Genomic DNA, 13,403 nt, shown 5'->3' on the forward strand with positions numbered 1-13,403 from the left:
GCCTTTTTCCTGTCAAGTACCTGGCCTAGAGTGCAGCGTGAAAAAGTTGGGGCGGAGTTCCATTAAGTGTTTCGTCAGAAGCGGTTGGCGGCGGTTGTTGCGGCGCTGCTGGTGCTTTCGGGCTGTCTCTCCTCCGCCCCGGATTCCCCGGCGCCCCAGGCCGAAGCGCAGGCCCGCGAGGGCGGGCATTTCGCCGATCCGTCGGTGTTCACCGTCGGCTTCGACCGCATCCAGGAAGTCTATCTGGTCAAGGAAGACTTCGGAAAGCTGGCCCTGGACGGGCTGAACGGCCTGTCCAAGCTCGACGACGGGCTCAGCGCCCGCCGCGACGGCGGCCGGGTGCAGTTGATCCGCGCCGGCCACGTGGTCGGCGATTTCGACTCGCCGGCGCCCGACGCCTCCTACGACTGGGGCACGCTGGTGGCCTCGACGCTCGATGCCGCCTCGCTGGCCTCGCCGAAGATCGCCACCGCCGGCAGCGAGGCCGCCTACCAGGCGGTCTATGAGGCGCTGCTGTCCGACCTCGACCCCTATTCCCGCTACGTCAACCCGGACCGCGCCCGCGACGACCGCGCCCAGCGCGACGGCTACACCGGCGTCGGCATCGCGCTGAGCCAGGACGACAAGGGCCGGCCGGTGATCGGCGACGTGTTCCCGGACACGCCGGCCGCCCGCGCCAACCTGCTGAAGGGCTCGCTGATCGTCGCGGTCGACGGCGTGTCGGTGGAGGACGCCAAGGTCGACGAGATCGCCGACCTGATGCGCGGCCCGGTCGACACCAAGGTCGGCCTGACCGTGCGCGAGCCCAAGGGCACCAGCCGCACCGTCACCATGACCCGCGAGAAGGTGATCGAGAACATGGTGCGCAGCGAGGTGCGCAACAACGTCGTCATCGTCAAGCTGCTCCGATACAACACCACCGCCGCCTCCGCCGTGCGCAATTCCGTGACCGGCCTGCTGCGCGGCCTGAACGGCCGGGCCCGCGGCATCGTCCTCGACCTGCGCGGCAACCCGGGCGGCCTGCTCGACCAGTCGGTGGCGCTGGCCGACATGTTCATGGACCACGGCCAGATCGTCTCGACCCGCGGCCGCAACCCGGACAGCGACCAGAGCTTCTCCGCACGCAACGGCGATATTTCGAGCCATCTGCCGCTCGCCGTCCTGGTGGACGGCCACTCCGCCTCGGCGGCCGAGGTCACCGCCGCGGCGCTGCAGGATGCCGACCGGGCGATCCTGATCGGCTCGACCTCCTTCGGCAAGGGCAGCGTCCAGACCGTGACCCGGCTGCCGAATGACGGCGAGCTGTTCCTGACCTGGAGCCGGATCTACGCGCCGTCGGGATACACCTGGCACCGCCAGGGCATCCTGCCGACCGTCTGCACCAGCGGCAACGGGACCGACGCCAGGGCGATGATCCAGGCCTTCCGCGCCGGCCAGATGCCGAGCCTGGCCGATGCGGCGGCGGAGCGCTTCCGGGCACCGGACGACGACGCGGCGCTGCGCCGCGTGCGCGCCGCCTGCCCCTGGCAGGTGCACGACGCCGATCTCGACGTCGAGGTGGCGATCGGCGTGCTGAGCGACCCGGCCCTGTATGCCCAGGCCCTGGGCTCGCAGGACCGCGGCACCGTCGCCGTCCACGCGCAGTAGCGGCCGGCCATCGCCGCACTTGACTCGCGCGCCGCGGACGCTATGGTGCGCGCTTCCCGGCCCGTGATGCGGCGCCGAGCAGAGTCATATTGGGACCAGCATCATGGCCAAGCCGAGCACCATCAAGATCCGCCTGAACAGCACCGCGGACACCGGTTTCTTCTACGTCACCAAGAAGAACCCGAAGACCAAGACCGAGAAGCTGACGCTGCGCAAGTACGACCCGGTCGCGCGCAAGCACGTCGAGTTCAAGGAAGGCAAGATCAAGTAAGCGGCGCCGCCCGGTCGACCGACCGGGCGAAGCTTCCCTGCTTGCCAGACCAGGCCCCGCCGGCGGCGGGGCTTTTTGCTTGCCTGCGTGTCAGTCCAAGTGCCGGCGCACCGTGGCGATGAAGCCGGCGACGCTGATCGGCTTCGAGATGTAGTCGTCGCAGCCGCCGGCGCGCACCATCGCCTCGTCGCCCTTCATCGCCAGCGCCGTCACCGCGATCACCGGGATCGCCGCCAGCTCCTGGTCGGCCTTGAGCCACTTCGTCACCTCCAACCCCGAGATCTCGGGCAGCTGGATGTCGAGCAGGATCAGGTCCGGCCGGTGCGCCCGGGCCAGCGCCATCACCTCCGAGGCGCTGTCGGTGCCGACCGTGGCGTAGCCATTGGCCTCGAGCACGTCGACGAACAGCTTCCGGTTGAGGTCGTTGTCCTCGACGATCAGCACGGTCTTCGGCATGCCCGGGTTCCCAGCGCACGGACCAAAGCGCCCGGCCAGCCAAGATCGATCCGGCCTTCCGCGTTGTAAAGCGGCGATCTGAACCGGATGCGGATCGGGTACAAAACGGGTACGATCCCGCCATGTCCGATCCTCGGAGCCCCGCGCCCCAGAAACCCGACCGGGCCGGCCTGCTGCCCGGCCTGTGCCGGGACTGCGGTGCGCATCCGCCGCCGGGCGCGCGGCGTTGCGCCCGCTGCGGGTCGCCGCGCCTGGTCCGGCATGCCGAGCTGCACGCGCTGAGCATCGCCCATCTCGACTGCGACGCCTTCTACGCCACGGTGGAGAAGCGCGACCGGCCGGAGCTGGCGGACCGGCCGGTGATCGTCGGTGGCGGGGTGCGCGGCGTGGTTTCCGCCGCCTGCTATGTCGCGCGGCTGTACGGCGTCCGCTCGGCCATGCCGATGTTCAAGGCGCTGGAGGCCTGCCCGGATGCCGTGGTGCTGCGCCCGGACATGGCGAAATACGCCGCGGTCAGCCGGCAGATCCGCGCCCTGTTCCTGGCCGCGACGCCGAAGGTCGAGCCGCTGTCGCTGGACGAGGCCTTCCTCGACCTCTCCGGCACCCAGGCGCTGCACGGCCGCAGCCCGGCCGAGACCTGTGCCGCCATCGCCCGCCAGGTCGAGCGCGAGATCGGCGTCACACTGTCGATCGGCCTGGCGCCGAACAAGATGCTGGCCAAGATCGCGTCCGATCTCGACAAGCCGCGCGGCTTCGCCGTGATCGGCCGGGCCGACGCCATGGCCTTCCTGGCCGACAAGCCGGCCGGCATCATCCCCGGCGTCGGCAAGGTGATGCGCGAGAAGCTGTTCAGCGACGGCATCCGCACCGTCGGCGACCTGCGCCGGCTGGACGAGGGCGCCCTGGTCCGCCGCTTCGGCGTGTTCGGCCGGCGCCTCTACCGCTATGCCCGCGGCGAGGACCAGCGGCCGGTCGACCCCGACGGCGAGACCAAGAGCGTCTCGGCCGAGACCACTTTCAACACCGACATCCAGCATCCGCAGGCGCTGCTGCGCGAGCTGTGGCCCTTGTGCGAGACCGTGGCCGCCCGGCTGAAGAAGCACGACCTGGCCGGCGGCACGGTGGTGCTGAAGCTGAAGACCGCGCGCTTCCGGCAGCTGACCCGCAGCCATCGCCTGGCCGACCCGACCCAGCTGGCCGAGACCATCTGGCGCGTCGCCGTGCCGATGGTCGAGCAGGCGGCGAATGGCGAGGCCTTCCGGCTGATCGGCGTCGGCTGCACCGACCTGGTCGAGGGCCGCCTGGCCGACCCGCCGGACCTGCTGGACCCCGCCCCGGCCCGGCGCCGCGCGGTCGAGGAGGCGATGGACGAGATGCGCCGCAAGCTGGGCCCGGACGCCATCGCCAAGGGCCGATCCGGCCTGCCGCGCCGCCCCGGATAGACGGCCGTAGCGTCCTTCGGTCGCGGCAGATACCCCTGGGCGCCGGCCCCTGGTCAGGACGAGACTCCGCCCCACCTGCTTTCCCAATTGCTTTCGGCACGATCCGCCGGCGCGGCCGGCGCCCAACCGAGGAAGCCCGCGATGAACCGACGTGAAGCCCTGACGCTCGGCGGCGCCGCCGCCCTCGCCGCCACCGCCGTCCGGATCGGCGGCCCGCGCCCGGCCATGGCCCAGGCCACGGCGGCAGCGCCGTCCGGCCCGTTCAAGCAGCCGCCGCTGCCGTTCAAGGAGGACGCGCTGGCTCCGGCCATCAGCGCCGAGACGGTGGGTCTCCACTACGGCAAGCATCACAAGGCCTATTTCGACGCGCTGAACAAGCTCGCCGCCGGCACGCCCTACGAATCGATGACCCTGGCCGAAGTGGTGGCGAAGTCTGCCGCGGCCAAGGATGTCCCGGTGTTCAACCAGGCCGGCCAGGCCTGGAACCACAATTTGTACTGGGAGCAGTTCACCCCCGGCGGCCCGAAGGCGCCGCAGGGCCGGCTGGCCGACGCGATCGGCGAGGCCTTCGGCGACCAGGCCGGCCTGGTCAAGGCCACCACCGAGGCCGCGGGCAAGGTGTTCGGCAGCGGCTGGGTCTGGCTGGTGGCCGATGCCGGCAGGCTGACCCTGGTCGGCACCTCGAACGCCGACTCGCCCTTCGCCCATGGCGGCCAGCCGCTGTTCGGCATCGACGTCTGGGAGCACGCCTACTATCTGGACTACCAGAACCGCCGCGCGGACCACGTCCAGGCGGTGATGGAAAGCCTGGTCAACTGGTCGGTGGTCTCGGACCGGCTGGGGGCGTGAGCACCCAGTAGGTTGGGTTCGCGTCGCGAACCCAACATCCAACCGCCCGCGCGTTGGGTTCGCCAGGGCGAACCCAACCTACATCCTAAGGCCCCTCAGTCGCAGCGCGGCGCGGCGATCGGCTCCAGCGTGTCCAGCTTCGCCGCCATGGCGAAGTCGCCGTAGTCGATGACGATGCGGTCGGCGATGCCGTTCTCGAACAGGCGCTGGCGCAGCTCGTATTCGGGCAGCTCCGCGCCCGCTTCCTTGTCCTTCTCGGCCTTGCCGACGGTGAAGAAGGCCATGACGATCGAATGCGACGGCCCCTGCCGCAGGGCGTCGGCCGAAGGGTCCCCCGGCTGCGCCCGGCCGACCGCGACGCTGACATATTGCGGCCCGTCGGTGGAGCTGCCGTCGAAGAAGCCGGCGGTGAACATCGGCCGGCCCTGCCGCATCGCCTCGACCAGCTGCTGCATATGCGTGGTCGGGAACAGGCTGCCGGCCGGCAGCGCCTGCTTCAGATCGGCCGGCGACTTGAACACCGCGTCGCCCCCCGCGGCGCCGTCCAGCCGCGCCGTGCCGCGGATGTCCTCCTTGTCCTCGCCGTTGGTCGAGGAGCTGAGATTGTAGGTCAGCTCGTGCCCGTCGGCGGATTCCCAGCCGGCGTAGCGGGTCTTGCGGGTCAGCGTGTCGCCCGAGGCGTAGACCATCGCCACCTGGTAGTTCTGCTCGAAGCTGGAGCCGTCGCAGGCCGCGGCCCAGCGATACTCCATCTGCCCTTCGATCGAGATCACGCTGCGCTGCCCGCGCGTCATGTCGAGGGTCAGGGAATAGACCGCCCGATGCGGCTGCAGCGCCGCCGCCGGGGCGGCCTGGGCCGCGCCGGACAGGAGCAGGAGGGCGAGGGCGGCGGATGGTGCGATGCGGGACATGCGCCATCTGAGCCCGAAGCCGCGGGTCGACGCAAGCGCGACGGCGCCGCGCCTCGCAGCGGGCCGCCTCAGCCGGCCGGCGCGATCTTCACGCCTTGCAGGCGGATGAGGCTGTCCGGATAGGCGACGAAGCCCTCGACCGCCCGGCGCATCCCCCAGATCGAGCGGTAGTGGTACAGCACGATCTGCGGCAGGTCCGTGAGGTAGATGCCCGCGGCCTGGCGGTACAGCTCGGCGCGCTTGGCGTCGTCGGTGCTGCCGCGGGCCTGGGTCAGGATGGCGTCGAACTCCGGGTTGCAGTAGCGCCCCCAGTTCAGGAAGCCCTCGCAGGAGGCCCAGGTGCCGATATTGGCGTCGGGGTCGAGCCGGCCGCTCCAGATCGCGATCGAGGCCTGGTAGTTGCCGTCGTTGGAGCTGGCGGCGAGGGTCGCCGCCTCCAGCGCCTGCAGCTTGATGTCGAAGCCGGCCTCGCCCGCCATCGCCTGGATCATCTGCCCGACCTGCTGGGTGACGGGATTGTTGGTCACCAGGAGGGTGAAGGACGGGTTCGGCACCCCCGCCTCCGCCAGCAGGGCCTTCGCCTTCGCAAGGTCGCGCGCGGGCATCGGGCGACCGGGATCCTCGAACCTGGTGCCCGGCACCTCCGGCTGGTTGCCCGGGATGAACAGCCCGTCATAGGCGGCGGCGTTGATGGCGTCGCGATCGAGCGACAGCTCCAGCGCCTGGCGCACCTTGGCGCTCCGGCCGATCGGGCTGTTCGCCTGGTCGCCATGGCCGATGTTGAACGAGATCAGGTCGTAGGCCAGCGACGGCGCCTCGACCAGGGTCACGGCCGGATCGTCGCGCAGCCCGGGGACCTCGACCGTCGGCACATGCTCGATCAGGTCGAGGTCGCCGGAGCGCAGGTTGAGCAGCCGCACGGTCTCGTCCGGCATCGGCCGGTAGTCGATCGAGTCGAGGAAGATGGCGTCCTTGTTCCAGTACCGGTCGAAGCGCTTCAGCCGGATATGGTCGCCCTGGACCCGCTCGACGAACTCGAACGGCCCGGCGCAGACCGGGTGCAGGCCGATGGCATCGCCCGCCTGCGCCAGCGCCTTCGGCGACAGCATCATCCCGGCCCGGTCGGACAGCACCGCGACCAGCGGCGCATAGGGCTGCGACAGGGTGAGCCGCACGGTCAGCCGGTCGACCGCCGTGACCTCCGCCACCGGCTTCAGCTCCGCCTTGCGGCGCGAGATCGGGGCGGTGCGGAAGCGGTCGAGATTGACCTTCACCGCCGCCGCGTCGAACGGCTCGCCGTCCTGGAACACCACGCCGTCGCGTAGCGTCAGGGTCAGGGCCTCGTTGTCCTCGGACCAGCTCCAGGCGGTGGCGAGCTCCGGCTGGAAGCCGCCGCCGGGGGCGACGCCGATCAGCTTGTCGCACAGCGCGGCGAAGATCTGGCGCCCCGAGACCGACCCGCCCTGGGCGGGATCCAGCACGTCCGGGTCGGCGTCGATGCCGATCCGGATGCCGGCGGCCAGGGCCGGCGACGAGGCGACATGAAGCACCAGCGCCGCGCCGAGCGCGGCCATCCTTCCAGGCCATCCCAACATCGGTTGCGTCCCTGCAGGTTGGATCCGTCGGGCCTTGAGGCGGCGCGACGTCGCCAGACAGGGTAGCGCGGCGACGCGGCCGCGACGACGCCGAAATGTCCGATCAATGAGGGTCCGCCCGCGACCGAAGCCGCGGGCGGGGGATCAACCAGCCTTCTTGGGCAGGTCCAGCTTGATCGACAGCTCCTTCAGCCGGGCCGGGTCGACCTCGGCCGGGGCGCCCATCAAGAGGTCCTCGGCGCGCTGGTTCATCGGGAAGGCGATGACCTCGCGGATGTTCGGCTCGTCCGCCAGCAGCATCACGATGCGGTCGATGCCGGGGGCCGAGCCGCCATGCGGCGGGGCGCCGAAGCGGAAGGCCGACAGCATGCCGCCGAACTTCGCCTCCAGCACGTCCTGGCTGTAGCCGGCGATGGCGAACGCCTTGATCATGATCTCCGGCTTGTGGTTCCGGATCGCGCCCGAGGACAGCTCGACGCCGTTGCAGACGATGTCGTACTGGAACGCCTTGATGGTCAGCGGGTCCTGCGTCTCCAGCGCCTCCAGCCCGCCCTGCGGCATCGAGAACGGGTTGTGGCTGAAGTCGACCTGCCCGGTCTCCTCGTTCAGCTCGTACATCGGGAAGTCGACGATCCAGCACAGCTCGTAGCGGTCCGGGTCGATCAGCTCCAGCTCCTGCCCGATCTTCGTGCGGGCGAAGCCGGCCAGTTTGGCGGCCGCGGCCTCCAGGTCGGCGACGAAGAACACCGCGTCGCCGTCCTCGGCGCCGGTGGCGGCGCGCAGGGCGTCCTGGGCGCCCGCCTCCAGGAACTTGGCGATCGGGCCCTTGCCCGCACCGGCCTCGAACACGACGTAGCCGAGGCCAGGGGCCCCCTGCTCCTGCGCCCAGCCGTTCAGCTTGTCGAAGAAGCTGCGCGGCCGGTCCGCCACCTTCGGCGCGCGGATGGCGCGGACCACGCCGCCCTTCTCGATCACGCCCTTGAAGGCGCGGAAGGTCACGTCCTCGCGGGCGAAGACCTCGGTGACGTCGCAGATCACCAGCGGGTTGCGCAGGTCCGGCTTGTCGTTGCCGTATTTCAGCATCGACTCGGCATAGGGGATGCGCGGGAAGGCGCCGGCGGTGACCGCCCGCTTGGTGCCGGTGAAGTCCGAGAACTCCTCGAACACGCCGCGCAGCACCGGCTCGATCGCCTGGAACACGTCCTCCTGGGTGACGTAGCTCATCTCGAAGTCGAGCTGGTAGAACTCGCCCGGGCTGCGGTCGGCGCGGCTGTCCTCGTCGCGGAAGCAGGGCGCGATCTGGAAGTAGCGGTCGAAGCCGGCCACCATCAGCAGCTGCTTGAACTGCTGCGGCGCCTGCGGCAGGGCGTAGAACTTGCCGGGGTGCTGGCGCGCCGGCACCAGGAAGTCGCGCGCGCCCTCCGGGCTCGACGCCGTCAGGATCGGCGTCTGGAACTCGCGGAAGCCCTGGTCGATCATGCGGCGGCGGATCGAGGAGATGACCTCGCTGCGCAGCACGATGTTGCGCTGCATCTTCTGCCGGCGCAGGTCCAGGAAGCGGTTGCGCAGGCGGATGTCCTCGCCGGCGTCCTCGTCCGACGCCACCTGCAGCGGGATCACCTGGGCGGCCGACTGCAGCACGAAGTCGTCGATCCGCACCTCGATGCCGCCGGTCGGCAGCTTGTCGTTGGCGGTCTCGGCGCTGCGCCGGACCACGGTGCCGGTGATGGTGACGACGCTCTCGACGCGCACCGCCTCCGCCGCCTTGAAATGCGGGCTGTCGGTGTCGACCACGCATTGCGTCAGGCCGTAATGGTCGCGCAGGTCGAGGAACAGCAGATTGCCATGGTCGCGCTTGCGATGGACCCAGCCCGACAGGCGGACGGTCTCGCCGGCCTGTTCGGGACGGAGCTGGCCGCAGGTGTGGGTGCGGTAGGCGTGCATGCGATCGCTCTCGGACCTTGGCGTGGAAAACGCGGGCGTGAAACGCCGGTCAGTGACACTGCGCGCGCCGGCCTGTCAAGCCGCGGCTCGACGCCCCTGCCCTGTCTCCGGCAGAATGGCTGCCGCTCCGCCTCGTTTCAGGCCCCGATAGCATGCGCTGGATTTTCGCTCTCATCCTTTTTCTCGCCGCGGGCACCGCCCTCGCGGAAGATCCGAAACCTCCCGTCTTCATCCCCGACGACTGTCCCTCGGGCATGGTCCTGCCGGCGGGGATCGCCGCCGAATGCGGAGCGGTCTCGGTGCGGGAGGACCGCAGCCGGCCGAACGGCCCGCGCATCCTGCTGCGGGTGGCGACGCTGTGGCGAACCGACCGCGAGCTGCGCCCGGATCCGCTGCTGTTCATCCAGGGCGGGCCGGGAGGCCCGGCAGGGCTCGACGCCGCGGGGCTGTCGAACTGGGCAAACGCAGTCCGCATCTCGGACTGGCTCGGAGCACGACGCCTGGTGGTGTTCGATCAGAGAGGGGTGGGGGAATCGAGGTTGCTGCCGACCGGCTGCGGAGCCCTCGATCAATATACGCGGCAGAGGATCCTGGACCACACGCAGCCTCTGCAGGAGATCTGGGAGGCGGCTGTCAGGAAAGGCGCGAAGAATTGCTGGGCGAAGTTCCGGCGGGCCGGGCACGACCCCGGCCTGATCACCACGGCCGCCAGCGCCGCCGACGTCTCGGATCTGCGCCGGGCGCTCGGTCACGCCACATGGAACCTGTGGGGAATGTCCTACGGATCCCGGATCGCGATGATCGTCATGCGCGACCATCCGCAGGGCGTGCGCTCCGTCATTCTCGAGGGCGTCGTGCCGCCCGAAACGAATGTCTACGACGATGCCGCAAAGAACGGAGAGGCCTTCGACGCCCTGGTCCGGGCCTGCCGGGCCAGCACCGCCTGCAATGAAAACTATCCCGATCTCGAGCGGCGTTTTCTGGCCCTGGCCGAACGGCTCGACGCGGAACCGCTGATCGTTCCCGTCTCCGCTGGTTCGGAAGCCCGGATCGACGGCTGGATGTTTCGCGACTTCACGATCCAGATGCTGCGATCTCCCGCCGATGCCATGTTCGTGCCGTTTCTCGTCGACGAGCTGGAATCGAAACAGACCCGCGTGATCACGGCGGGGAAACGGCAGGAGATGCAGCGCTACGAGACGATGGGCACCGTCGTCGAGCAGTCCGTCTATGCTTCGATCTCCTGTGCCGATCTGGTGCCGTCCGATCCTGGCTGGCTCGAGAAGGCCCGCGCCCGCGACCCTCGCTTCGCGCCACAGATGCAGGACGCGACGACCGACGGGGATTGCCCGATCTGGCCGGTGCCGCGCAGCCCGGCGAGCGACGCCGCGCCGGTGACCAGCGACATTCCGGCGCTGCTGATCTCGGGAGCGTTCGACCCCCAGACCCCGCCATCCTGGGCCGGGGCCGCGGCGAAGCGGCTCGCCAACAGCTACAGCTATGTCTTTCCCGCCCATGGTCATGGGGTGCTGTACTATGGCGAATCCTGCGCCAGCCGGATCGCCGGCGGGTTCCTCGACGACCCGTCGCAGCGGCCCGATGACAGCTGCCTGGCCAAAGTCCCGCAGCTGATCTTCGCGCCGCCCCCGCCATGACAACCCGCCTCGTTCCAGGTCCCTGACGCATGCGCTGGATCCTCGTCCTCCTGCTCTCCCTCGCCGCCGGTGTCGCCGCCGGGGAGGAGCCGCAGCCGCCCTACCTCACCCCGGATGATTGCCCCGCCGGGACCGTTCTCCCGGAGGGGATCGCCGCCGAATGCGGCACCGTCACGGTTCTGGAAGATCGTGCCAGGCCGGACGGCCCGCGCATCCGCCTGCGGGTGGTGACGCTGTGGCGGACCGACCGCGAGCTGCGGCCGGACCCGGTGCTGTACATCAACGGCGGTCCGGGATTGTGGACCGGCCTGGATGCGGAAGGGCTCGCGAGCTGGGCGCGCGCGGTCAAAGAGCAGGACTGGCCTGGTAACCGTCGCCTCGTGCTGTTCGACCAGCGCGGAGTCGGCGCGTCTCAGATTCTGCCGACATCCTGCGGACGGCTGAACCAGTTCCTGATGCTGGAAATCCTGGACCATACCTCGCGGTCCGAAGAGAGGTGGCGAGCTTCTTTTCGGGAGAGAGCCGAGACCTGCTGGTCCCGTTTCCGGCAGGCCGGATACGATCCCGGCCGGATCACGACGAAGGACATCGCGGCGGATGTTGCTGATCTCCGCAAGGCATTTGGCTATGCCGCCTGGGATCTATGGGGCGTTTCGTTCGGATCGCGCGTCGCGCTGACCGTGATGCGCGATCATCCGCAGGGCATCCGCGCGGCCATCCTCGAGGGCGTGTGGCCCCCGGACGCGAATTTCTACGACTATGCCAGGAACACCGGCGAGGCCTTCGATGCCCTGATGGAGGCGTGTCGAACCGACACCATCTGCAACGCGGACTATCCCGACCTCGAACAGCGTTTCCTGTCGCTCGCCGAGCGGCTCGATACCCAACCTTTGACCGTCACGATCTTCGGCGATGCGACGGCCCGGATCGACGGCTGGATGTTGCTGGACATGGCCGATCAGATGCTCCAATCCGGCGACAAGGCGCTGTCCCTGCCGAGGCTGATCGCGGAGTTGGAGGCCGGGGAGACCCGTCAGATCGTCGACGGCAAGCTGATCGAGGTCACCGACTTCGTCCGCAACGAAGACCGCTACGATCAGGCGGCCTATGCCTCGGTTGCCTGTGCCGACACCCTTCCTGCCGACGTCGATTGGGTGGCCAAGGCCAGGTCTGCCGATCTCCGCTTCGGCGATCTGGTCTGGGATCCGGCCGCCGATGGATACTGTACGGCTTGGCCGGTCCCTCGAAGCCCTGCAGCCGATGCCGCGCCGGTGGCCAGCGACATTCCGGCGCTGCTGATCTCGGGGGTCTTCGATCCGCGCACCCCGCCGTCCTGGGCCGAGGCGGCGGTCAGGCGGCTGGCCCATGGCTACAGCTTCGTCTTCCCAGGCCAGGGGCATGGCGTCCTCGATCGCGGCCAGCCCTGCGCTCAGTGGATTGCCGGCCGGTTTCTCGATGACCCGTCCCGTCGGCCGGACCACGGCTGCTTCGCTCGCCTGGAGCCGCCGGTGTTCGAACCGCTCCCTCCTGGTTAACCCTCCGCGACGCGTCATCGAGCCGACGCCTGCCCATGCTATCCTGGCGGCATGCGAGTCGAGACTTCGGATCCACAATGGCCGGCGTGACGGCCAAGGCGCAAAGGTCGCCGAATTCACCCCAGAACCGGGCCGCCCTGGACCGGGTGACGGTCGACCTGTCGGCCGTGGTCGTGGCGGTGGCCGGGGAGACGCCGCGGGTGCTGGCGCTGCGCGGGCCGGACGAGGTCGACGCCCTGCCCGCCGGCCCGCTGGAGCCGCAGCACCGCACGCTGGAGCTAGGGCTGCGCGCCTGGGTCGAGGCCCAGACCGGGCAGCCGCTCGGTTATGTCGAGCAGCTCTACACCTTCGGCGACCGCGACCGGCACCTGGCCGGGCCGGGCCGGGTGCTGTCGGTCGGCTATCTGGCGCTGCTGCGCGAGGCGGCGCCGGCCGGCGACTCCTCATGGAGCGACTGGTACCGCCACTTCCCCTGGGAGGACCGCCGCGGCGGCCGGCCGGAGCTCTTGGACCGAATCGAGCCGGCGCTGGCCGGCTGGGTCGAGGCGGCATCGGCCGAGCCGGAGCGGCGGCGGCGCGAGGCCCGGCTGCGCCTCGCCTTCGGCCTCGGCGGCCTGCCCTGGGGCGAGGAGCGGGTGCTGGAGCGCTACGAGCTGATGTACGAGGCCGGGCTGGCCGCCGAGGCGCATCAGGACGGCACTCGTCCCGCCTGCCCGGCCCTGGCCGAGGGCGCGCCGATGGCGGCCGACCACCGCCGCATCCTGGCCACCGCGATCGGCCGGCTGCGCGGCAAGATCAAGTACCGGCCGGTGGTGTTCGAGCTGATGCCGCCGACCTTCACCCTGTCGCAGCTGCAGCGCACGGTCGAGGCGCTGGCGGGCTTGCGCCTGCACGCCCCGAACTTTCGCCGCCTGGTCGACAGCCAAGGGTTGGTGGAGGAGACCGGCGAGGTCGCCGGCGGCACCGGCGGCCGCCCGGCCCGGCTGGTCCGCTTCCGCCGCGAGGTGCTGCAGGAGCAGCCCGAGCCGGGGGTCAGGCTGCCCCTGTCGCGCCGGCCGTGACCGGCGCGGGGCAGTCCGGAACACGATCGCAGTAGCA

General features: G+C 70.1%; 11 protein-coding genes. 7 read left to right on the forward strand and 4 right to left on the reverse strand.

The annotated features are described in order from the left end of the window. Positions 1-66 precede the first annotated feature (66 nt). Both ACFW16_RS03365 and rpmG read left to right on the forward strand, forming a co-directional pair. On the forward strand, positions 67-1,647 hold the full coding sequence (locus ACFW16_RS03365; RefSeq protein ID WP_380301860.1) for a S41 family peptidase: 1,581 nt from the start codon (positions 67-69) through the stop codon (positions 1,645-1,647). A 103-nt stretch (positions 1,648-1,750) separates the two neighbouring features. After that, complete coding sequence (gene rpmG / locus ACFW16_RS03370; RefSeq protein WP_026872484.1) at positions 1,751-1,918, forward strand: 50S ribosomal protein L33; 168 nt, start codon at positions 1,751-1,753, stop codon at positions 1,916-1,918. 90 nt (positions 1,919-2,008) lie between these two features. Here rpmG and ACFW16_RS03375 read toward each other — a convergent pair whose 3' ends face one another. After that, the gene (locus tag ACFW16_RS03375) at positions 2,009-2,374 is read right to left on the reverse strand and encodes a response regulator (protein ID WP_380301863.1); all 366 of its coding nucleotides are present in this window, start codon (positions 2,372-2,374) and stop codon (positions 2,009-2,011) included. A gap of 122 nt (positions 2,375-2,496) precedes the next feature. Between ACFW16_RS03375 and ACFW16_RS03380 the strand changes: the two genes are divergently transcribed. Both ACFW16_RS03380 and ACFW16_RS03385 read left to right on the forward strand, forming a co-directional pair. After that, positions 2,497-3,816, forward strand: coding sequence for a DNA polymerase IV (locus ACFW16_RS03380; protein WP_380301865.1), 1,320 nt, complete (start codon positions 2,497-2,499; stop codon positions 3,814-3,816). Between the two features lie 141 nt (positions 3,817-3,957). Beyond that, the gene (locus ACFW16_RS03385) at positions 3,958-4,665 is read left to right on the forward strand and encodes a superoxide dismutase (RefSeq protein ID WP_380301867.1); all 708 of its coding nucleotides are present in this window, start codon (positions 3,958-3,960) and stop codon (positions 4,663-4,665) included. 95 nt (positions 4,666-4,760) lie between these two features. On the opposite strand, the gene ACFW16_RS03390 is transcribed toward ACFW16_RS03385, so the two are convergent. The 3 genes from ACFW16_RS03390 to aspS all read right to left on the reverse strand — a co-directional run bounded on the left by ACFW16_RS03390 (position 4,761) and on the right by aspS (position 9,115). Continuing rightward, positions 4,761-5,576, reverse strand: a complete 816-nt coding sequence (locus tag ACFW16_RS03390) for an EipB family protein (protein ID WP_380301869.1) — start codon at positions 5,574-5,576, stop codon at positions 4,761-4,763. 68 nt (positions 5,577-5,644) lie between these two features. Next, on the reverse strand, positions 5,645-7,150 hold the full coding sequence (locus ACFW16_RS03395) for an ABC transporter substrate-binding protein (protein WP_380301871.1): 1,506 nt from the start codon (positions 7,148-7,150) through the stop codon (positions 5,645-5,647). 165 nt (positions 7,151-7,315) lie between these two features. Further along, positions 7,316-9,115, reverse strand: a complete 1,800-nt coding sequence (gene aspS / locus ACFW16_RS03400) for an aspartate--tRNA ligase (protein WP_380301873.1) — start codon at positions 9,113-9,115, stop codon at positions 7,316-7,318. 152 nt (positions 9,116-9,267) lie between these two features. On the opposite strand from aspS, the gene ACFW16_RS03405 reads away from it, so the two are divergent. From ACFW16_RS03405 to ACFW16_RS03415, 3 genes are all read left to right on the forward strand, one after another. Then, on the forward strand, positions 9,268-10,770 hold the full coding sequence (locus ACFW16_RS03405; RefSeq protein WP_380301875.1) for an alpha/beta hydrolase: 1,503 nt from the start codon (positions 9,268-9,270) through the stop codon (positions 10,768-10,770). A gap of 29 nt (positions 10,771-10,799) precedes the next feature. Further along, positions 10,800-12,305 carry an alpha/beta hydrolase gene (locus ACFW16_RS03410; protein ID WP_380301876.1) on the forward strand — a complete coding sequence of 502 codons (1,506 nt, stop codon included), beginning with the start codon at positions 10,800-10,802 and terminating at the stop codon, positions 12,303-12,305. 77 nt (positions 12,306-12,382) lie between these two features. Beyond that, positions 12,383-13,366, forward strand: coding sequence for a hypothetical protein (locus ACFW16_RS03415; protein ID WP_380301878.1), 984 nt, complete (start codon positions 12,383-12,385; stop codon positions 13,364-13,366). The last annotated feature ends 37 nt before the right edge of the window (positions 13,367-13,403 follow it).

Source organism: Inquilinus sp. NPDC058860 (assembly GCF_042743185.1).
GTDB lineage: Bacteria > Pseudomonadota > Alphaproteobacteria > DSM-16000 > Inquilinaceae > Inquilinus.